Consider the following 19,532-nt stretch of genomic DNA (forward strand, 5'->3'; position numbering starts at 1 on the left):
GGACAGTGTCCCCGGGCCTCACCTTTTGCCCACAGGGACGATCGTTCGGCTGAAGCCCTGTGGAGCCTTTCGCCGAGAGGCGACCGCCGTCCGTACCCACCGCTCGACCGCCCCGACCGTGATTCCCCCGTCCGGTCGGGGCTTCCTCTTGTCCGGGCCCGTGCCCCGGGTGGCGTGGGCTTGACTTCGAGAGCACTCCAATTCGTAGCGTTCCCGTCATGAGCACTGCACAGCACAAGATCGGTTCGGGGTTCGGCGCCCACAGCACCGCCGACGACGTCCTCTCGGGCATCGACCTGTCCGGCAAGCTCGCCATCGTCACCGGCGGCTACTCGGGGCTCGGTCTGGAGACCACCCGTGCGCTCACGAAGGCGGGCGCCCGGGTCGTCGTCCCGGCCCGGCGTCCCGACACCGCCTGGAAGGCCCTGGCCGGCCTCGACGGTGTCGAACTGGACGAGCTCGATCTCGGCGACCTGGAGAGCGTGCGCGCCTTCGCCGAGCGGTTCCTCGACTCGGGCCGCGCGGTCGACTTCGTCATCGACAGCGCCGGGATCATGGCCTGCCCGGAGACGCGGGTCGGGCCCGGCTGGGAGGCGCAGTTCGCGACCAACCACCTCGGTCACTTCGCGCTGGTCAACCGGCTGTGGCCGGCGATCGAGCGCGGCGGCGCCCGCGTGGTCTCGGTGTCCTCGCGTGCCCACCACTTCTCCGGGATGCGCTGGGACGACGTCCACTGGCGGACCGGCTACGACAAGTGGCAGGCCTACGGCCAGGCCAAGACGGCGAACGTCCTGTTCGCCGTCCACCTCGACAAGCTCGGCGCCGACCGCGGTGTGCGGGCCTTCTCGCTCCACCCGGGCGGCATCCTCACCCCGTTGCAGCGCCACCTGCCCAAGGCGGAGATGGTGGAGCGCGGCTGGATCGACGAGCAGGGCAACGTGCTCAACCCCTCGGGCTTCAAGAGCCCGGAGCAGGGCGCGGCCACGCAGGTGTGGGCGGCGACCTCGCCCCAGCCGGCCGGGATGGGCGGGGTCTACCTGGAGGACTGCGACATCGCCGAGGCCGCCGTCGACGGCGACGAGACCAGCGGCGTCAGGGCGTGGGCGACCGACCCGGAGCAGGCGGAGCGCCTGTGGACCCTGTCGGCGGAGCTCACGGGCGTGAACGCGTTCGCCTGAGCCGTCGGGACGTCCGGGGTGGGGATCACCGGGGCGCTTTGACACGGCCGGCGTGGGCATCGCCAGGACGCTTCGACACGGCCGGCGTGGGCATCGCCAGGACGCGGCCGGCGCCTGGACCTCCCGAGCCCCTTCGGCACGGTCGGCGCCTGGCCCCCCCAAGCCCCTCGGCACGATCCGCACCTGGGCCCCCGGGCCCTCGGGACGATCGGTGTGCCGAGGACGAGGCGTCGAGATACTCAGCCGCTCCTCGGGAGGTCCCCGGGCCGCCGCCAGGCGTTACGCCGCGTCGAGTTCCTTCGCGCCGTACAGCGCAGCGGGCGCGCCGGTCTCCAGAGCCCAGTAGCGGTCGCCGTAGGACCAGTGCCACCACTCGGTCGGGTAGTTGACGAGGCCCGCCGCGCTCAGCGCCTGGCCCAGCACGGCCCGGTTGGTCTTGGCCTCCTCGGTGATGTTGCCGGCGCCCGTGTAGCAGGCGCCGTCGCTCTCCTCCGGATTGGCGTTCATGGCGGTGCCCAGGTCGAGTTCGCGGCCGTCGGCGTCGGTGAGGGTGAGGTCGACGGCCGCGCCGGCACTGTGCGGGGCTATCTCGGGCGGGGAGACATAGCGGCTGGCCGCGCTGCGGATCCGGTCGGCGGACCAGTCCGGGTGGGCGGCGCGCAGTCCGTCGGCGTACGTCTCGAAGTAGTGCCGCTGGAGGGCGGGCGGCCGGTACCCCTCGACGAAGAGCAGGCGCAGGCCGTCGGGCAGCAGAGCCTGCGCCCGGAGCAGCCGGTCGAGGACACCCTGGCGCAGATGGACCTCGGCACCCCGGGAGTCCTCGTGCTTGCGGTCGTCGACGCGGAGGTGGGCGCGGACGTCCACGAGGGGTTCGCCGTTCTCCTCGACGGGGACGGCGGCGACACGGGCGTCGGACATCAGGATGATCTCACTCATGGGGTGATCATCTCGTGGCCGCGGACCGTGCCGTGCACCGCGTGCACCGCGTGCACCGCGTGCACCGCGTGCACCGCGTGCTCCGCGTGCGTCGCGGGGGGTCGGGTACTCGGGGGTTCCCGCCCCAGCGGCCCGAAGGGAGCCGAACGTGAGCACTTCAACCGGAAGCAGGATCGTGGTCACGGGCGCCACCGGCAACGTGGGAACCAGCGTGGTGCGCCTTCTCTCCGAGGATCCGGAGGTCGGCTCCGTACGGGGCCTGGCCCGGCGGATCCCGGACTGGTCGCCCGCACGGACCGAGTGGTCCGCGGTCGACCTGGCATCGGAACGGACCGATCTGACCGAGGAGTTCGCGGGCGCCGACGCGGTGGTCCATCTGGCGTGGGCGTTCCAGCCGACGCACGACCCGGCGATGACCTGGCGCACCAACGTCCTCGGCTCGATCCGGGTGTTCGAGGCGGTCGCGGCGGCCAAGGTGCCGGTGCTGGTGCACGCGTCGTCCGTGGGTGCCTACTCTCCGGGTCCGAAGGAGCACGCGGTGGACGAGTCGTGGCCGACGCACGGCTGGCCGGACGCCGCGTACTGCCGGGAGAAGGCGTATCTGGAGCGCGCCCTGGACACCTTCGAGCGCGACCACCCCGCCGTCCGGGTCGTACGGATGCGTCCGGCGTTCCTCTTCAAGCGGGAGTCGGCGAGCGAGCAGCGCCGCATCTTCGGCGGCCGTTTCCTGCCGGGCCAGCTGGCCCGGCCCGATCTGCTGCGCTTCCTCCCCGACGTTCCCGGTCTGCGGGTGCAGGCACTGCACACCGACGACGCCGCTCAGGCCTACGCACTGGCGGTGCGCTCGGACGTGAGGGGCGCCTTCAACCTGGCGGGCGAGCCGACGGTCGATGCCGAGCTGCTGGCCGGGATGCTCGACGCCCGTCCCGTACGGCTGCCGCGCACCGCGGCCCGCTCGGCGATCGCGGCCGCGTGGGGCCTGCATCTGCTGCCCGCGTCCCCGCATCTGTTCGACGCGGTCCTGCGGCTGCCCCTGATGGACTGCACGCGTGCGCGTACGGAACTCGGCTGGCACCCGGAGCACACGGCGACCGAGGTGCTGGAGGAGTTCCTGCACGGGATGCAGCAGGGCGCGGGAGCGCGGACGGAGCCGATGAAGGGCCGCAAGGTCGGCTGAGCGGCCCCTGCGGCCCAGGCGTCAGCCGGTGGACTCCTCGGCTCCCGGGTGCTCGGGGTGCACGGTGTCCGACCGCGTCGCTCCCTGCCGGCCGGTGCCCGCCTCATCGGTGTCGGGGACGGCCTCGGGCTCGTCGTCGGTACCGGGCCTCTTGTCCGGGACGTCGGCGACCTCCCAGGGGTCCTCGCCCTCGCCCGCCTGCTGGTCCGGCAGATCCCGCGGGACGGGGTCACCGTTCTCGCCGGGCGCTTCTTGACGGTGGTCCACGGCGTCCTCCCTTCGCGTTCATGGCGGGAGCGCGAGTACCTCCGCGCAGGTCGGCGAAACGTTCAGTGCGGGGCCCGCTCCTCCAGGGCCGTCCGCCAGGCCGGTGCCGGTCCTTCGGGGGCGGGTTCGGGTCGCCGGCCGCCGCGGGCGAAGAAGTCGGCGAGCGGGAGGATGGCCGCGCCGACGGTGACCGCGTCGGGCCCGAGACGGCCGAGGTCGACGGTGACCTTCTCGGCCGGGTACCGCAGTGCGTACGCCGTCGCGTGGCGCCGTACGGCGGGCAGGAAGCGGGCGCCGAGCTGGAGCCCGGCCCAGCCGCCCACGATGATCCGCTCGGGCTGGAAGAGGTTGATCAGGTCGGACAGGCCTGCGCCCAGGTACTCGGCGGTCTCCTCCAGGACGGCCAGGGCCACCGGGTCGGGCTCGGCGCCCTCGGCCGGGTGGGCGGCGGAGAGCATCGCGGTCAGCGCGGTCTCCTCGTCGACGTCCTCGGGCGGGCGGCCGCCCGCTTCCCGCCAGCGCTCGAGCAGCGACTCGGCGCCCGCGTAGGCCTCCAGGCAGCCGAGGGCACCGCAGCGGCAGCGTCGCCCCCTGACCCGTACGGTCAGATGCCCCCATTCGACCGCCCGGCCGTGCTCCACCTCGGGCGTCACCAGACAGGCGCCGACACCGGAACCGAGGAGGACCACGACGGCGCTGCGGGCACCGCGGCCGCCGCCGAACCACATCTCGGCCTGGCCGAGGGTCTTGGCACCGTTGTCGATGAAGTACCGGACGCTGCCGGGCAGCGGGGAGCCGGTGCGCAGCAGTGCCTCCAGCGGGACGGCGTCCCAGCCGATGGTCTGTCCGTGCACGACGGCCCCGCTCCGGGGGGTGTGCGCGACGATGCCGGGCACGCCGATGCCGACGCCGAGCAGCGCCTCGGGATCGGTCCCGGTGCCGGCGAGCACCTCGGCGATGCCGTCGCGGATGTGCCCGACGATGGCCTCGACGTCGTAGCTCCGCTGGGTCAACGGCCGTTCGGCGCGGGCGAGTTCGGTGAGGGTCAGGTCGAACAGCTCGACGCGCACCCGGGTCTCGCCGACGTCGACGCCGATCATGTGGCCGCTCTCGGGCGCCACCCGCAGCAGGGTGCGGGGGCGTCCGCCGTCGGAGTCGACGCTGCCCGCCTCCTCCAGCAGGCCGTCGGCCACCAGGTCGGCGACGACATTGCTGACCGAGCCGGAGCTGAGCCCGGTGGCCGGGCCGAGTTCGAAGCGGCTGAGGGGGCCGTCGAAGTAGAGGCGCTGCAGTACGGCAGTGCGGTTGGCGCGCCTGAGATCGCGTACGGTGCGTCCGTTCACGGGGCTCAGGCTCCTGCGACCCGGGCGAGGGCCTCGATCTCGTCCAGGGCGGCGACGAGTTCCGGGGCCACCGCCGACTGGACCCAGCGTTCCCTCTCGTCGTCGACCGCCCTCGGGACGGTCTCGGTGAGCATGATCAGGTAGAGGTAGGCGCGGTAGAGGGCCAGACGCACCCGGGCCGGCACGTCGAACTCGGCCCGGCCGCCCTCCTCCCGGTAGCCCTCGAGGAACGCCTCGTCCTTCTTGATGTCCCCGAGCAGCGCCAGGGAGACGAAGTCGGCGAGGGGGTCGCCCCAGAGCATCCGCTCCCCGTCGATGAGCCCGCCGATACGGAGCTCCCCGTCCGCCCGGCGGTCCAGCAGGATGTTCCCGTCCCACAGGTCGAAGTGGACCAGGGCCGGGACCGTGACCTCGTCGAGGGCGGGGAAGCCGGCCGTCAGTGTGCTCGCCACCTGGTCGACGGAGCGGGGCAGCCGTGCTCCGTAGTCCCGGGCGTCGTCCAGGATGGCCTCGATCATGACCGTGAACGCGGTCCGCCAGTCGGGCGCGAGCGGACCGAGAGCACCGGAGGGGTAGCCGAAGCCCGGTCCGGTCACGGTGTGCAGCCGGGCCACCTGGCGGCCCAACTCCCTGCGCAGGGGCGCCCGTTCGGCTTCGGTCACCGAGCCGTCCCAGGGCTCGCCGGGACACGCCGTCATCAGCAGATGGGGTACCGCGGTGTCCTCGCCGAGGGCCACGACATGCGGCGCCGCCACCTCGGCCACGGCGGCGGCGCGATAGAACTCCGCCTCGGAGAGCAGGAGTTCACGCTCGTAGCGCAGGCCGGGAACGGTGGCCGCGGGCGGGACCTTGAGCACGTAACGGGTGCCGTCGGTGAGAAGGAGCTCCTCGACGGTGTTGTAGGTGCCGCCGCTCAGCGGCCGCAGCCCGGCCAGGCGGCCCGGGTCGAGACCCGCGCCCTCCAGTACCCGTCGGGCCCATTCCCAGGAGTCCACCAACGTCCCGCCCCCTTCTCCCTGCTCGGCAGCCGTCCGGTCGGCGTCGGGCATGTGTTCCCGGAACAGGGTACGGAACGCGTCCCGTACACCGGGGGCCGATCGTGGCTACCGTGCCGGTCCGGGCCGCCCCGAGGCGTACCGATCCCGTCGTCCGGAACATCCGCGTGTTCCTTGAGCCCGGGGTGGTTCGCCAGAGTCCTGGAATACCAGGCAAGGCGACCGCCGTACCCGCCACCACCAGTGCCCACGGATTCACGGCCCACCTCCTACGCGCCTGCGACGACGAAGCAGATGACGAGTGCGGTCACCTACCAGGGTCCTGCGGGCGCATAAGCATCAAACAAGCACGAACCGGTCGCCCCCTACCCTGCGCCGACGGAGTCGGCAGTCGCGCCAAGGGACCGCGCGCGTCGCCCCGCATGTGCCGTCGTCTCCGGCGCCCCGAAGCGGGCCAGTGTGTGCCAGACCATCTTCAGGTGCTGGAGTTCGTAGCGGCCCGTCCGGGCGGCGTCCCCGATGATCCGCGGGTCGACCACTCCGTCCTCGGCGATGCTCGCGCCCAGGTCGGCGTACTCCTGTCCGCGGTAGTGGGCGTGGCGGTGCAGTTCGGCGACGGTGATCCGGTAGCCGGGGTGCCACTCGACGGGGACGGGCAGCAGGTGCGCCGCCGCCTCGACGGGGGTGTTCCGGTAGCTCGCGTCCAGGACGAGGGCCTCCACATCGCGGGCCAGGTCCACCCCGCCGTGCACCTGAGCCTCGATGTAGTCGTCGAGGGCGTCCTGCTCGTCCGCCTCCGCGAGGGCTATCAGGGACATGCCTGCGGCGACCCCGAAGTGGACCGGCTCGGCGGCGCTGTCGGGGTAGCAGAAGGTGGCGCGGGCCAGCGGCTCACCGGTCAGCCGGAAGTGCGAGGACCCGAACCGCGGGGCCGCGCCCACCACTTGACGACGGAAGTTCAGCGCGCCGTACACGGGCCGGTCATGGGCGTCCGCGTCGTCGTAGGCGCCGCCGAAGATCCGGCTCTCCCAGCGCCAGCGGTCGCCGCCGGGGTGCGCGGTCAGCCCGCCGTTGCTCGTGCCGGTGACGAACTGCGAGTGGTAGGCGCCCTCCTGGGCCAGGGCCCCCAGGAGGGGCAGACCGCGCGCCACGCGGTCCGGATGGAAGTTCAGCGTGATGCGCACCTCCGGGGCGACGGCCGGCCCCTCCGAGACGGCCGCCACATGGCTCAGCGCTGCCCGTGCTCGTTCCGACCCCACTGGATCCACCGGCGTCTCCTCACCCACGACTCACCCACGACTCACCGGATGATCACCTGGCGAGGAGGACGCCCGCATCTCATTTGACGAATTCCGGTCCGACCGAGAGCACGATCTTGCCGCGGTTGTCACGCCGTTCCAGCCGCTCGTGGGCGGCCCGCGCCTCTTCCAGGGGTACGACGGTCTCGATCGGCACGCGATAGCCGCCGGCGGCGACCCGGTCGGCCAGTTCCCGTAGGTCGGGGCGCGGGTCGTAGCCGTGGATCTGGATGTTGGTGAGCTGGAAGACCGACGGAGGTGCGGTGCGAGTCACCGCTCGGGACTTGACGGACGCCCGCCTCCTGCGCGAGGCCCTGTACGGCCTGGTCCGCGCCGCGATGGCCGGCCGGGAACCCGACCCGGCCGACGTGGAGCGCGTCAACGCGGTCGCCGCCCAGCCGGATCTCGCGCCCCAACTGGGCCCGGCCCGCTGGACGGCGCGCAGTCCGGCCCGCGCGGCCCTGGCGACGGTGGCGCGGGACGCCGTACTCCTGGTGCGGGGCCCGCTCCTGGAGCGCGTCAAGGAGTGCGAGAACCCCGCCTGTTCCCTGCTGTTCCTGGACGACTCGCAGGCCCGCCGCCGCCGCTGGTGCTCGATGGACCGCTGCGGCAACCTCGCGAAGATCGCCGGTTACCGATCCCGCAGCCGGGCCGCCTCCACCCGGTGAAGGTGGATCAGAATGTCGTGGGTGCGGGCCAGGGCGACGTCGTGCGGGCCGTCGGGATAGGCGGTGCCGATCTGGTAGGTCGGGCGGGCCCGGCGGAGCCACGTGCGCGCCGGTGAGCCGACGGTCCGCAGGTCGAGCGCGTAGTCGCGGTACCTCACGCGGTCGAGGGTCCGCTCGTTGCTGCCGAGGGCGGCCGGGCCCACCGTCCAGCGCCGGACGGCGGTCTCGTCCTGGTCGGTGGCGTTGAACGAGCCCCGGTCGAAGGTCATGCCGATGTTCACGTACGACGCCCCCAGGCCGTCGCGCAGGAAGGCGCCCTGCATCTTCGGGGAGGCGGGGTCGTAGCTCTCGTAGCCGACATGGGCGTCGTGCGCGGACAGCAGGACCCTTGTCCCGCTGTGCCGTTGCCACCAGAGCACGTTGGCGGCCATCGCCTGGTCGCGGTAGCGCATGGCCTCGGCGATCTGTCCGGGCTCCTCGAAGTCGAAGGCGTACTGACGGGCGGTGCGGTCGATCGCCGTGGCGTCCTGGACGGTCCGGTCGTCCGCCCCCACCCGCCTCACCAGCTCCAGCGCCTCGCCGGTGCGTTCGGCCATCTCCCTGCGTTCGGCGTACGGCTTGCCGAGGTAAGCCTCGATGTACGTTCCCGTCGGCACGGTGGGCCGCAGCCCGCGGTACAGCCCGTTCAGGCGCTCGCCCGAGGCGGGATCTGCGGCGGCCACACGGGCCACGACCGTGTCGTACACCTCGGGGCCGGTCCAGGCGGTGTCGTCGCCGATGAAGCGGACGGGGTCGGTCGGGTGGCGGACGTTGTACGCCCGCATCCACTCGACGAGCCGCAGATAGTCGGTGTTGTTCCACCACAGGTAGTCGCGCTGGAACTCCTCTCGCATGATGCGCCGCGGGTCTCCCTTGCCGTGCACCACGTAGTCGTCGAGCCGCAGGCCGGTGCTCCAGGGGGCCTCCAGGGCGAAGGTGCGAAAGCCCTTCTTCTCGACGAGGTGGCGGAAGAGGCGGTCCTTGAGGGCGAAGAAGTCGTGCGAGCCGTGCGTGGCCTCGCCGACGCCGACGACCTCGGCGTCGGCGATCATACGGTCGAGGGGCCGCAGATCGCGGGTGTCGCCGCCGGGTTCGACGGTGCGCAGGGGGTGCGCGGTCCGGTCGAGGGCCTCGACGACGGACGGGGTCGGTGCCCGGGTCGCCGCCGCCGGCACGACCGTGCCGAGGGTGATGAGCAGGGTCAGGATGGTCGAGGTCCGTTTCCAGGTCATCGCTCCACGCTCTCGCCCCCGACCGGCCGCGGGCCATCCGGCGGTCCACCGTCGACGCCGGGGGTTTTCCCCAGGGATCGCCCGAGGTCGTGCCGGGTGTCCGCGATCACTGCCCCGGCCCCTTGCCGTCAATCGGCCGCACCCCACAATGTGGGCACGCTTGCGGACAGTTACGGTCCGCAAAGAGTGCACCGGACGCCTATGTGGAAGAGGAACACACTGAGGATGCGAGATGTACGTGAGTGGACGGCGTCCCTGGTGCGGTTTGTGAAGCGGCGCCGGGACCCCGTCGTCGTGCAGACGCTGCGGTCGGCGGGCGCGGCGACGATCGCGTACGTCATCGCGCTGCGGCTCAGCCCCGAATCGGCGCCCCTCACGGCTCCCCTGACCGCGCTGCTGGTCGTGCAGGTCACCCTCTACTCCACGCTCACCACCGGCATCCGCCGGGTGAACTCGGTGGTGACCGGAGTCCTCGTCGCCATCGCCTTCAGTCTGCTGGTGGGACTGACCTGGTGGAGCCTGGCCCTGCTGATCGTGGCGTCGCTGGTGGTCGGACGGCTGGTGCGGGTCGAGGAGTTCGTGCCCGAGGTGGCGATCAGCGCGATGCTGGTGCTCGGGGTGACGACCGTCGGGGACACCGCCTGGGCGCGCGTGGTGGAGACGCTGATCGGCGCGGCCGTCGGCCTCGCCTGCAATCTGCTGCTCGCTCCCCCGGTGTGGGTGGACGAGGCGGGCGAGTCGATCGAGGGGCTGGCCCGCCGGCAGCGGAAGCTGATGCTGCGGATGGGCGAGGAGGCCGCAGGCCGGACACCCGTGGAGCTGGCGACGGCCCGGCTGTACGAGGCGCGCGAGCTCGACCACGACATCGTCGAGGTGGACGCGGCCCTCCGGCAGGCCGAGGACAGTCTCAAACTGAACCCCAGGGTGAAGGAGGGTCTGCTGCACCGGGTGGTGCTGCGCACCGGCCTGGACACCCTGGAGATCTGCACGGTCGTGCTGCGGGTCCTCGCCCGCACCCTCACCGACCTCGCCAAGCAACGCGACCCCTTCGCCGACGATCCCTACACGGTCGACGAGGAACAGGCTCCCGAGCCGCTGTTCGGGCCGGAGACCGGCCGTACGGTGGAGCAGTTGCTGTCCGAGATCGGCGACGCCGTGGTCAGCTTCGCGGTCCTGGTCACCACCCATGTCAGCGTGAGCGCCGAGTCCGCGGAGGCCCGGCTCACCGCAGAGCTGCGCCAGGCCACGGCGACCCGCGACAAACTGGCCCAGCTGCTGCTGGAGGAGATCCAGCGCGACTCCCGCCACTGGCAATTGCACGGCGCTGTCCTCACCGAGGTCAACCGCATCCTCGACGAGCTCGACACCGAGCACCGCTCCCGCCGCCTGCTGGAGGAGCTGGACCGGGCCGCCCGTGAGCAGCGCGAGCGGATGCCGCATCTGACCCGGCTCCAGGAGCGGTGGCGCGGGAACCGCCCGGTGCTCTCCCGTCGTTCCAGGTGAGGTAGGCACATCGAGCGGACACAGGGGGCGGGCCGATGACCGGCACGAGCGTGCGGATCGACGGGAACACACTGCGGCTGCCGGGCGGTGCGGCGGTGCGGTTCGTCCGCACCCTGCGGCTGCCCGAGACGGGCACGCATCCGCTGCCGCCGGGGCTCGGCGAGTTCCCGGTGCGCCGCGTCTCCGACTACCCCGACACCGTGCCGGAGCAGTGGCGGGCCCGTGGCGGGGTGATGCTGCCGGTGTATCTGCGCGAGGCGATGTGGCTGAGCTTCGGCAGCACCACCGAGCCCGCCGCCCTCCAGGTCGGGGTGGGCAAGGTGTGCGCGGTCTCCGGGAAACCCTGGAGCGACCGGCTCACGCGTGACCCGCAGAACTACCTGGTCCTGCCCCGCCAGCCGTGGCTGGACGGCATCAACTCCGGCAAGGGGACCGTCCGCCAGTTCGTCGCCGTGCCGCTCGGGCTGGGCGCGACCGTCGAGGGGCAGGTCACGGGCGAGGAGGTCTGGGGCGGCGTCCAGCTGCAGTCCTTCCCGCTGGTCGAGGAGCGGCTGACCGAGTGGCGGGAGGCGCAGCGGCGGCTGCGGTCGGTGAGCAGGCCCGCCATGGGCTACGGCGCTGCCGCGCCCATGGCGATGGCCGCGCCCGCCGCTCCGGCGGGGGCGCCCCGCAGCGCTCCGGCCATGGGACTCGGCGTCGGCGGCTCCATGCGCCAGGAGGTCTACCGGGACGACCGGCCCCTGTCGGACTGGGCGGACACACCGGCCGGCCGGGTGTTCGTGCACCTGGTGACACCGCCCGAGTGGCGCCGCATCACCGGCGAGGCTCCCCCTCCGTCGCCCGTGGACCGCGCCGCGTACACCAACGCGGGGCTGCCCTGGTTCGACTACTACGACCAGGACGCGGAGGACCTCGCCCCCACGGACCCGCTGGAGGGTGTGAAGCCGGTCGGGGACTGGCTCGGGGACGATCACGAGCCCTGGCAGCCGCCGGGGTCGCACCAGGTCAAGAAGCTGGGGGACGCACCGGGCAAGCCGGTCCAGGACGGCGACTGGTAGCGGGCCGCGGGGGCTCGGGTTGCACGGGCCGCGTGATCCGGGTGAAGGTGGCTGTCACGACCGCGACGATCGATCACCCGGGGTGCGCAGGGATGGGCAGTGCGAACGGCGGCTGCAGCAGGCGCGGCTTCGTCGGCGTTCTCGCGGGAGCCGCCTCGGGACTCGTCGGCTGCTCGACGTCGTCCGGATCGTCGGCGCAGTCGGTGCCCTCGCGGACTCCCGGCTCCCCCGGCACGGTCTCACCGAGCCCGACGAAAACCCCGTCGGCGCCGGCTCCGACCGGCCCCCGTCCCTTCTACCTCGGCACCTACACCTCCGTCGAGGGCGGTGGCAACGGCATCGGCGTCGCCAGGTACGACCCAGACAGCGGTCGTATCACCGGCATCGGCACGATCACCGGCGTCACCAACCCCTCGTATCTCGCGCTGCACCCCGACGGCCGCACGCTGTACGCGGTCGCCGAGCAGGACGCCGGTGCCGTGACCGCCGTACGCCTGTCCGACCGCAAGGTTCTGGGGAGCCGCGGCACCGGCGGCGCGGGGCCGTGTCATCTCTCGGTGCATCCGGGCGGCCGCTGGCTGCTCAGCGCGAACTACGGCTCCGGCAGTGTGACCGTGCATCCGATCGACTCCTCGGGAGCGCTCGGCGAGCGCAGGGATACGGTCACGCACTCCAGTCCGGCGCCCGGACCCGGCCAGGAGGGTCCGCACGCCCACCAGTTCCTCACCAGTCCCGACGGCGGCCATGTGCTCGCCGTCGACCTGGGCACGGACACCGTCTACAGCTATCGACTGAACGAACGGACCGGAGCTCTCACGGAGGTCTCGCGGGCGCACACCCGGGCCGGTGCCGGACCGCGCCATCTCACCTTCCATCCCGGGGGCCGGTACGCCTACCTGGCCAACGAGGCCGACAACACGGTGGCGGTCTGCGCCTACGACCGCAAGGCGGGCCGCCTCTCCGTCGGGGCGGCGCAGTCCACGGGAACGGGCTCGGGCACCAACTACCCGGCGCAGCTGCTGGTCACCGCGAACGGCTCGTACGCCTATCTCGCCAACCGGGGCCACAACAGCCTCACGCGCTACGCGGTGGAGGCGGACGGCGCCCGGCTCCGGCTGCTCGACACGGTTCCGGTGAACGGTGACTTCCCGCGGCAGATCGCCTTCTCGCCGGACGGGACCCTGCTGTTCGCGGCCAACCAGAGGTCGAGCAGCGTCAGCGTGTTCCACGTGAACGCGGCGAGCGGTGACCTGCGGGCCGCCGGCCGGCCGTTCGCCTCACCCGTCGCGGTCTGTGCGCTGCCGCTGTAGGGCACGCGGGCAGGACGCTGCGCTCGTCTGGGTCAGCAGGACGTGCATGCGCTCCGTCAGCCGCGCCACGTCGTCGGCGGGTGCGTGGAAGGGCAGGCGTACGTCGCCGTGGGCACGGGTGCGCTCGATGCGCAGCGTCAGTCCGTGCCGGTCCACGGCGAGGGGCTGGACGCGGACCGCGCCGTGCAGGCTGTCGGCCTCGACGAGCCGGGTGAGCCGCTCGACCGCGTCGGGGTGGCAGTCGGCGAGGTGGGTGAGCAGCCGGGCCTCGGCCGTGGCGAGCGGGTCGGGCTCGGCGGCGGCGAAGTCGTCGAGGTCGACGACCACCGCGCCGGACGGCCGACGCAGCACGACGCGTGTGGCCTTGAACTCGAGCCGGCCGTCCCCGGGGACGAACCAGCCCGCGATCCACAGCCGGGCGCGGATCCGGCTGCGCACGGGGACGGGTGCCACGTCGGCGAACTCCAGGACGGCGGACGGCTCGCCGCGGGGCGCGCAGATCGCGGCCGCGACCAGGGTGCTGTCCTCGGGCACGTCCAGTGTCACCCGCCCGTCCTGGGCGACGGTGTGCGCGCCGACGAACTCCTCGCGGCCGCCCTCGGCGGTCACCGCGCAGGACCACGAGGCGGCGAGCACCGACCGGGCGTGTTCCGCCGCGGAAGGCGCGGCCGTCCAGGTTTGGCTGTCACGCATCCATTGCCTCCTAAGGTAAGCCTTGCCTAACTTATCGAAGATCGGCGATGAAGCCAACCTTGGAAGGCGTGACGGACGTGCGCATCCCCATCAGGGTCGGAGAACGCCGAGCAGGGCCCGCGCGCACAGATCGCGCACCTGTTCCCGGGAGAGGTCCGAGCCCCTCAGCCACTCCAGACAGACGGCCGTGGTGAAGGCCAGCCAACCGCGGACGGCCAGCCGAAGGTCGGGGCGCTCTTCGGCCTGGGCCCCGAACTCCGGATCCGCGGCCAGCGCCGCCAGGATCTGCCGCTCCTGTGCGGCCAGCGCCCGCTGGTAGACCTTGCGGACGGACTGGTCCCCGGCGGCGTCGGCACGGTGAAAGGCCCGGTAGCCGTGCGCGTGCGCCGACACGTACTCCAGATAGGTGTCCAGCCCCGCGGTGAGCTGCTCGCGCACCGGGACGCCGGGCACGGCCGCGGTCATGGCCAGCATCCGCCCGCTCTCGCGCTCGACGACCGCCGCGAAGAAGTCCCGCTTCGTCGGGAAGTAGTGATAGAGCAGCCCGCGCGAGACACCGGCGATCTCCGCGACCTGCTCGATCCACACCTCGTCGTACGGGCTCTCCGAGAACAGCCTCGCCCCCACCGACAGGAGTTGCTCCCGGCGCTCCCCGGTGCTGAGCCTGCGGCGCGCGCGCTCGCCCTGCTTCCCGGCCATGCCCGCACTTTACTTGACGCCGGTTCAACAACGGGATCAGACTGAGGCGCGTTATTGAACCCACGTACAACGCGCTCAACTGCCGCTGGATCAAGGGAGATCTCGTCATGGCGGAGACGACGACAAGGGCCGCGCAGCCGAGGGGTTTCCGCAGTGCCGAGCTGGGCTGGCCGGAACTGCACCGCATTCCGCACCCGCCGCGCCGGCTCCCCCTGCTCGGTGACGTGCTCGGCGCCAACCGGGCCACCCCGCTCCAGGACTCCCTGCGCTTCGCTCGCCACTTGGGGCCGATCTACCGGCGCAAGGCGTTCAACCGGGAGTTCGTGTTCGTCTGGGGTGCCGAGCTGGTGGCGGATCTGGCGGACGAGTCGCGGTTCGCGAAGCATGTCGGTCTGGGGGTCGCCAATCTGCGGCCGGTCGCCGGCGACGGGCTGTTCACCGCGTACAACCACGAGCCGAACTGGCAGCTGGCACACGACGTGCTGGCACCGGGCTTCAGCCGCGAGGCGATGGAGGCCTACCACCCGATGATGCTGGCCGTCGCCGGGCGGCTGACGGACCATTGGGACCGCGAGCAGGCGGCGGGCCGGCCGGTCGACGTCCCCGGTGACATGACCAAGCTGACTCTGGAGACCATCGCTCGGACGGGGTTCGGCCATGACTTCGGCTCCTTCGAGCGGGATCGGCCGCATCCCTTCGTGACGGCGATGGTGGGCACCCTGACCTACGCGCAGCGCCTCAACTCCGTGCCCTTCCCGGCGCTTCTACGACGTGCCGCGCAGCGCAACGCGGACGACATCGCCTACCTCAACCGCATGGTCGACGACCTGGTCCGGACCCGGCGCACGGTGGGTGGGGACGGCGACCTTCTCGACCGGATGCTGGAGACGGCCCACCCGGAGACCGGTGAGCGTCTGTCGCCCGAGAACGTCCGCCGACAGGTCATCACTTTTCTGGTGGCCGGTCACGAGACGACGTCGGGTGCGCTCTCCTTCGCCCTGCACTACCTCTCCCGACACCCCGAGGTCGCGGCACGCGCGCGTGCCGAGGTGGACCGCGTCTGGGGCGCGGCCGCCGTGCCGGGGTACGACCAGGTGGCGAAGCTGCGGTATGTGCGGCGGGTGCTGGACGAGTCGCTGCGGCTGTGGCCCACGGCACCCGCGTTCGCCCGGGAGGCCGTCCAGGACACCGTGCTGGCCGGGCGGTACCCGATGCGCCGCGGGGCGTGGACGCTGGTGCTCACGCCGATGCTGCAGCGCGACCCCGAGGTGTGGGGAGCCGACGCCGAGCGGTTCGATCCGGACCGCTTCGACCCCAAGGCCGTACGCTCGCGTCCCCCGCATGTCTTCAAGCCGTTCGGCACCGGGGCCCGGGCCTGCATCGGGCGGCAGTTCGCGCTCCACGAGGCCACGCTGGTGCTCGGGCTGTTGCTGCGCCGCTACGAGCTGCGTGCAGACCCCGGTTACCGGCTCAGCGTGGCCGAGCGGCTGACGCTGATGCCGGAGGGGCTGCGGCTGCACGTGGAACGGCGGGCGGGCGGTAGCGCTGCGGCCGCCCCCGTAGCGGATTCCGACGAGGCCCCGGCCGCCTCGGCGTCACGCTGTCCAGTGTCCGGGGCGGATGACTGAGTCCGGCAGCCGGGTGCCGGCGCTGCCCCGGGCGGCGTTCAGCTGGGGCTGGGTGAGGAAGAAGGCGCCCGTCAGGTCCGCGTCCGTCAGGTCGGCGTCGCGCAGATCGGCACCGATCAGATCCGCGCCGCGCAGGTCGGCGCCGGTGAGGTCGGCCGCTATGAGATAGGCGCCGCGAAGGGTGGCTCCGCGCAGGTCGGCGCCCTGGAGACGGGCGCCCATCAGGTCCGCGCCCCGGCGGTTCTTCCTCCCCTTCGCGACGCCGAATCCGGCCCGCACCAGCTCGCTGGTCCTCAGCAGAAGGACGTTGACCTCCTGCCGGTGCGCGGCGACGTCCAACGCGGCGAGTTCTTCGGCGGTCCCCCGGGTGAGCGCGTCGGTCCGCTCCCGCATGCGGCGCAGGTCGGCGTGGACCGGGCGGGCGGCGGGCAGGGTGAGTGCCTCGGTGAGGTACCAGAGCAACTCGTGGAGCTGGCGCACGACCGGGAAGACGTCGAACATCCGGCGGGCGTCCTCGCGCGGGCCCGTACGCCAGTCCCGGCCGGCGAAGGTGACCTGCGAGACCTTCTGCCCGGCGCCGAAGCAGTCGTAGACCGTGCATCCGGTGTAGCCCTCGACGCGCAGTTTCGCGTGGATGCCGCACCGGTGGTCGTCCCGGAGGTTGGGACAGGGCGTGCCGGCCGGCTTGTCGCGGGCGAAGTCCGCTGAGGCGGTGAAGGGCAGGGCGACACAGCACAGCCCGAAGCACCGCGCGCAGTCGCCGCTGAGATCGATCATTTGTTCTTGCATCGCCGCCAGCCTAGTAGTGCTTCGTCAGGCCTATGCATGAGCGCTGGAACCCAGCCCCCTGATCTTGGACACACGAGACACTGGATCCTGAGGATCTGAGAACGGACATCTCGTGGTCATGAAGAACTATCCGCCGCAGTTCAAGGCGGACGCGGTCGCGCTGTACCAGTCGCGGCCCGAGGCGACGATCCGGCAGGTTGCCGCCGATCTGGGCATCAATCCCGAGCCCCAGCGGAACTGGGGCCGGGCAGCGGGCGCGAGCTGGCCGCGGGGTCACCGGGCAGAGGTAACCTCCGAGCCGCCGACGCCGTTGGACGCCGTTGGACGCCGTTGGACGCGGAGAACGCCGCCCTCCGCAAGAAGGTCCTCGGACTGGAAGCGGGAACGCGAGATCCTGCGCAAGGCAGCGAAGTATTTCGCCGGGGAGACGCGCTGGTGACCCGCTTCCAGTTCGTCGCCGACCACCAACCGCAATAACACCCGACGCCGTCACTCCCGCGCCGGGCACCGCAGCCCCGGGAGCGGGTGCATCCGCGCCGCGGCCGTGGGCCGTTAGGGACGTCCAGCGATGTTGTTCGCCCATACCGCGACATGACCAGGGGCGTAGACGACGAGGTTGCGGTCGTCTTGGAGTTCCAGGATGGAGCCTGGTTTGCCTGACGTGGCGGATGCCCATACGGGGCGGTTGCCTGGGGCGACGACGACCAGGTTTCCATCTGCTTGCATGAACAGAACTGAGTTCGAAACCCGGGTGTTGGTGGCCCAGATGGCTCGCCCGCCGGGGATGTATTCGACCAGGTTTCCGTCGGTCTGCAGGACAAGAACATTGAGTCCGTTGGGGCTGGCCAGTCGGTCGCCGGGGTTGAGGCGTTGTCCGGGGAGCAGCCGCCCCCAAGCGGCTGTCAGGGACGACGACGCCCGTGAGGGGAACGCAATCCGGACGGGGCCGCCCATCCGGGAGGTCATCTTCGCTGTCTTGTCGGCGAAGACGCACCACGCAGGATCACTTCCCCCGTGCCCGAGGCACGACGTGGCTTCCTTCGGGCTGGACTTCCTGGCCCAGTGGCCGCGTTGGAAATTGAGATAGACCTCGGCGTAGTTCTGAGGGGTGGAGATCTCCCGCACATGCAGTTCTGTGACGTACTCGTGATCGGGCTGGAGCTGCGCGGCCGAGGAGGTGCCGACGGTGAGAGTGCGTCCCGGTCCGCGGTCGTCGTACTCGGTGTCGAGGTAGGCGTTGGGAAGGTTGGAGCGGTAGGACTTGATGCCGTTCTTCACGCCACCGTAGGTTTCGGCATCCACTTCGAGAGACCTTGATCCGGTGCATCGCAGTGCTGTGATCTCACTGCGGGAGAAGGTGAAGGCTGTTCGGACGACGAGTTCTTTGAAAGTGTGCCCGGCAGATGAGTCCGTGTACTGGACTGTCAGGCTTCCCGCACCTGGCGTCCAGGTGCCGCAGTCGGCGGCTTGCGCCTGAACTGGCTGGAACAGGGAGGCTGTCAATGCCGCGGTAAACGCAGCAATCGCAGAGATTCCCCGGCGTAGTTGATACACACATCCCCCTTGTGCAGCCACCTTTGCATCCGATGGGGATGCTGGTCGCGGTGTCGTGCGGGCTCATCCTGCGCCATGGACCTGTGTCACAACAGGGCACAACTTCGGCGCAAGGAAGCGCTGCTGGGCGCGAAACGTGGCACGCACGCCCACGGTTCACATGTCGATCCGGTGGTGGGCAGTTGGCGTGGGGGGCCTTGACCTCGAATCCTGGACACGGTTATGCGGCTGGTGTCAGCGTAGTTGGTGTTGTTCGGGACGCTGTTTCGTAGGCGATGGGGTGTCGTCGCCCTCAACACTGCGGGGGTACATAACCGCCTCTCTGCTCGTCCACATCGAGCAGGTCGCACGGGACGCCGGTTAGGCGCTCCGCGTGGTCTGCGCCCTGGTGCCTGGTCGCTCCCTGAACGCATGGTGCGGGTGGCCGTCGACGCGCCGGGCCGGTGCGGTCGGGACGAGAGTCGGGCATCCTGGGAAAGACCGAGCGAGGTGCTGATGCGATACGACGCCGTCCTCTTCGACTTCTCCGGAACGCTCTTCGGGCGCGCCGACGGCTACGCCTGGCTGTTCCCCGAAGGGGAGACGGACGAATCGATCCAGCGCGCCGTGGTGGACGCCCTGCGCTTTCCCGGCCGTCAACTCGGCTCGATGACCGGCGCCGAGCGGGAATGCTGGGAGTTTCGCGACCTCTCAGACGAGGCGAACCGGCAGGCCTATCGCGCCCTTTTCCGCATCGCGGGACTCGAATGCGAGGCATTGTTCGACACCGTCTTCGATCGGCTGACCGACGAACGCCACTGGGCGGCCTACGCGGACACCCGCCCCACCCTGGAACACCTGAGCAGGGCCGGCCTGCCCGTGGGTGTCCTCAGCAACATCACCTGGGACATCCGCCGGGCCTTCGGACGCGAGGAGTTGACACCGCTGGTGGACGACTTCGTCCTGTCCTACGAAGTCGGATGCTGCAAACCGGAGCCGGACATCTTCCGGACCGCCTGCGAGCGGCTGGCAGTGCCTCCGAAGCGCTGCCTGCTGCTGGGTGACGACGAGGTGACCGACGGCGGCGCCGTACGGGCGGGCCTGGGGTTCGCGCACGTCGCCACGGGACCGGTGGGACGACGGCCCCCGGTGCTGATGGCGGCCCTCGCACAGCACGGCCTGTGAC

General features: G+C 71.6%; 20 protein-coding genes. 9 read left to right on the forward strand and 11 right to left on the reverse strand.

Going from position 1 to position 19,532, the window contains the following annotated elements:
- Positions 1 to 218: 218 nt before the first annotated feature.
- On the forward strand, positions 219 to 1,178 hold the full coding sequence (locus OG841_RS05285) for an SDR family NAD(P)-dependent oxidoreductase (protein ID WP_371563773.1): 960 nt from the start codon (positions 219 to 221) through the stop codon (positions 1,176 to 1,178).
- A gap of 279 nt (positions 1,179 to 1,457) precedes the next feature.
- On the opposite strand, the gene OG841_RS05290 is transcribed toward OG841_RS05285, so the two are convergent.
- Positions 1,458 to 2,114, reverse strand: coding sequence for a M15 family metallopeptidase (locus OG841_RS05290; RefSeq protein ID WP_328642546.1), 657 nt, complete (start codon positions 2,112 to 2,114; stop codon positions 1,458 to 1,460).
- Between the two features lie 148 nt (positions 2,115 to 2,262).
- Here OG841_RS05290 and OG841_RS05295 point away from each other — a divergent pair, with 148 nt between their 5' ends.
- A complete protein-coding gene (locus OG841_RS05295; RefSeq protein WP_328642545.1) occupies positions 2,263 to 3,291 on the forward strand; it encodes an SDR family oxidoreductase in 1,029 nt (342 codons plus the stop codon).
- Positions 3,292 to 3,312: 21 nt separating this feature from the next.
- Here the strand turns inward: OG841_RS05295 and OG841_RS05300 are convergent, their stop codons facing one another.
- From OG841_RS05300 to OG841_RS05320, 5 genes are all read right to left on the reverse strand, one after another.
- Entirely contained in the window at positions 3,313 to 3,558 is a 246-nt protein-coding gene (locus tag OG841_RS05300; protein ID WP_328642544.1) for a hypothetical protein, read from the reverse strand.
- Between the two features lie 62 nt (positions 3,559 to 3,620).
- Positions 3,621 to 4,910, reverse strand: a complete 1,290-nt coding sequence (locus OG841_RS05305) for an ROK family transcriptional regulator (protein WP_371570575.1) — start codon at positions 4,908 to 4,910, stop codon at positions 3,621 to 3,623.
- Positions 4,907 to 5,950 carry a phosphotransferase family protein gene (locus OG841_RS05310; RefSeq protein ID WP_371563776.1) on the reverse strand — a complete coding sequence of 348 codons (1,044 nt, stop codon included), beginning with the start codon at positions 5,948 to 5,950 and terminating at the stop codon, positions 4,907 to 4,909. Before OG841_RS05310 ends, OG841_RS05305 begins: the two co-directional genes overlap by 4 nt.
- Before the next feature lie 311 nt (positions 5,951 to 6,261).
- Positions 6,262 to 7,119 carry a DUF3626 domain-containing protein gene (locus OG841_RS05315; protein WP_371570577.1) on the reverse strand — a complete coding sequence of 286 codons (858 nt, stop codon included), beginning with the start codon at positions 7,117 to 7,119 and terminating at the stop codon, positions 6,262 to 6,264.
- 115 nt (positions 7,120 to 7,234) lie between these two features.
- Positions 7,235 to 7,468 (reverse strand): zinc-binding dehydrogenase, encoded by a 234-nt coding sequence (locus OG841_RS05320; RefSeq protein ID WP_328642542.1) that lies wholly within the window; start codon positions 7,466 to 7,468, stop codon positions 7,235 to 7,237.
- Between OG841_RS05320 and OG841_RS05325 the strand changes: the two genes are divergently transcribed.
- Positions 7,458 to 7,862 (forward strand): CGNR zinc finger domain-containing protein, encoded by a 405-nt coding sequence (locus tag OG841_RS05325; protein ID WP_328642541.1) that lies wholly within the window; start codon positions 7,458 to 7,460, stop codon positions 7,860 to 7,862. The genes OG841_RS05320 and OG841_RS05325 overlap by 11 nt on opposite strands.
- On the opposite strand, the gene OG841_RS05330 is transcribed toward OG841_RS05325, so the two are convergent.
- Positions 7,826 to 9,133 (reverse strand): erythromycin esterase family protein, encoded by a 1,308-nt coding sequence (locus OG841_RS05330; RefSeq protein ID WP_371563779.1) that lies wholly within the window; start codon positions 9,131 to 9,133, stop codon positions 7,826 to 7,828. The two genes, OG841_RS05325 and OG841_RS05330, sit on opposite strands and share 37 nt — an antisense overlap.
- 225 nt (positions 9,134 to 9,358) lie before the next feature.
- Between OG841_RS05330 and OG841_RS05335 the strand changes: the two genes are divergently transcribed.
- The 3 genes from OG841_RS05335 (at position 9,359) to OG841_RS05345 (ending at position 13,004) form a co-directional block, all read left to right on the forward strand.
- Positions 9,359 to 10,636 (forward strand): FUSC family protein, encoded by a 1,278-nt coding sequence (locus OG841_RS05335; RefSeq protein ID WP_328642539.1) that lies wholly within the window; start codon positions 9,359 to 9,361, stop codon positions 10,634 to 10,636.
- Between the two features lie 35 nt (positions 10,637 to 10,671).
- Entirely contained in the window at positions 10,672 to 11,694 is a 1,023-nt protein-coding gene (locus tag OG841_RS05340; protein WP_371563781.1) for a hypothetical protein, read from the forward strand.
- 92 nt (positions 11,695 to 11,786) lie between these two features.
- Positions 11,787 to 13,004 carry a lactonase family protein gene (locus OG841_RS05345; protein ID WP_371563783.1) on the forward strand — a complete coding sequence of 406 codons (1,218 nt, stop codon included), beginning with the start codon at positions 11,787 to 11,789 and terminating at the stop codon, positions 13,002 to 13,004.
- Here OG841_RS05345 and OG841_RS05350 read toward each other — a convergent pair.
- Together OG841_RS05350 and OG841_RS05355 are read right to left on the reverse strand one after the other, a co-directional pair.
- A complete protein-coding gene (locus tag OG841_RS05350) occupies positions 12,972 to 13,697 on the reverse strand; it encodes a DUF2470 domain-containing protein (protein ID WP_371563786.1) in 726 nt (241 codons plus the stop codon). The two genes, OG841_RS05345 and OG841_RS05350, sit on opposite strands and share 33 nt — an antisense overlap.
- A gap of 90 nt (positions 13,698 to 13,787) precedes the next feature.
- The gene (locus tag OG841_RS05355; protein WP_371563788.1) at positions 13,788 to 14,396 is read right to left on the reverse strand and encodes a TetR/AcrR family transcriptional regulator; all 609 of its coding nucleotides are present in this window, start codon (positions 14,394 to 14,396) and stop codon (positions 13,788 to 13,790) included.
- 107 nt (positions 14,397 to 14,503) lie between these two features.
- On the opposite strand from OG841_RS05355, the gene OG841_RS05360 reads away from it, so the two are divergent.
- The gene (locus OG841_RS05360; RefSeq protein ID WP_371563789.1) at positions 14,504 to 16,024 is read left to right on the forward strand and encodes a cytochrome P450; all 1,521 of its coding nucleotides are present in this window, start codon (positions 14,504 to 14,506) and stop codon (positions 16,022 to 16,024) included.
- Here the strand turns inward: OG841_RS05360 and OG841_RS05365 are convergent.
- Positions 15,992 to 16,801: a pentapeptide repeat-containing protein gene (locus tag OG841_RS05365; RefSeq protein ID WP_371570580.1), complete on the reverse strand. Its 810-nt coding sequence runs from the start codon at positions 16,799 to 16,801 to the stop codon at positions 15,992 to 15,994. The genes OG841_RS05360 and OG841_RS05365 overlap by 33 nt on opposite strands.
- A 130-nt stretch (positions 16,802 to 16,931) precedes the next feature.
- On the opposite strand from OG841_RS05365, the gene OG841_RS05370 reads away from it, so the two are divergent.
- Entirely contained in the window at positions 16,932 to 17,252 is a 321-nt protein-coding gene (locus OG841_RS05370) for a transposase (protein ID WP_365120252.1), read from the forward strand.
- A 113-nt stretch (positions 17,253 to 17,365) separates the two neighbouring features.
- Here the strand turns inward: OG841_RS05370 and OG841_RS05375 are convergent, their stop codons facing one another.
- The gene (locus OG841_RS05375) at positions 17,366 to 18,367 is read right to left on the reverse strand and encodes a hypothetical protein (protein ID WP_328642532.1); all 1,002 of its coding nucleotides are present in this window, start codon (positions 18,365 to 18,367) and stop codon (positions 17,366 to 17,368) included.
- Between the two features lie 495 nt (positions 18,368 to 18,862).
- Between OG841_RS05375 and OG841_RS05380 the strand changes: the two genes are divergently transcribed.
- Positions 18,863 to 19,531 (forward strand): HAD family hydrolase, encoded by a 669-nt coding sequence (locus OG841_RS05380; RefSeq protein WP_328642531.1) that lies wholly within the window; start codon positions 18,863 to 18,865, stop codon positions 19,529 to 19,531.
- Position 19,532: the final 1 nt, after the last annotated feature.

Source organism: Streptomyces canus (genome assembly GCF_041435015.1).
Classification (GTDB): Bacteria; Actinomycetota; Actinomycetes; order Streptomycetales; family Streptomycetaceae; genus Streptomyces; species Streptomyces canus_G.